The following is a 378-nucleotide window of genomic DNA, read 5'->3' as shown; positions in this document are numbered from 1 at the left end:
AACCGCCATAGTCGGGCAGGTAAGGCACCAGCTCAACAAAAAAAGCCATCACGGCAAAGATGATAAATCCCCACACAAATGGCCAATATTGGGATTTGCGCTTTTTGGCAAACAACCAGGCGGCCAATGCCAGCAATGGCAAGGTCAACAGCAAGCGGTACACAAACACACGCATCACCTGGTCCTGGTAGGCCTCATCCAGCTTTTTACGCGCCGCTTCTTCGAGCACACCGATCTGCTGTTGCAGTTTTGCTTCGCGCTGGTAAATATCCGTTTGCTTCTGGTGCAGGTTTTCCACGGCCTTTTCAGCAGACCGCTCACGCGCTTTGAGCGTATCCAGCATTTGCGTGCGGCGGACGAGTTCATCGTCCTGCGTTT

At 52.9% G+C, this 378-nt stretch carries 1 protein-coding gene; it reads right to left on the bottom strand.

What is annotated here, in order from left to right; translation table 11 throughout:
- The coding region (locus tag B7P34_RS36535; RefSeq protein WP_223268657.1) for a hypothetical protein at positions 1-378 on the bottom strand (378 nt) is incomplete at both ends.

The organism is Streptosporangium nondiastaticum (assembly GCF_003011965.1).
GTDB classification, from domain to species: Bacteria; Actinomycetota; Actinomycetes; order Streptomycetales; family Streptomycetaceae; genus Streptomyces; species Streptomyces nondiastaticus.
This window is presented reverse-complemented; position numbering and strand designations above follow the sequence as displayed.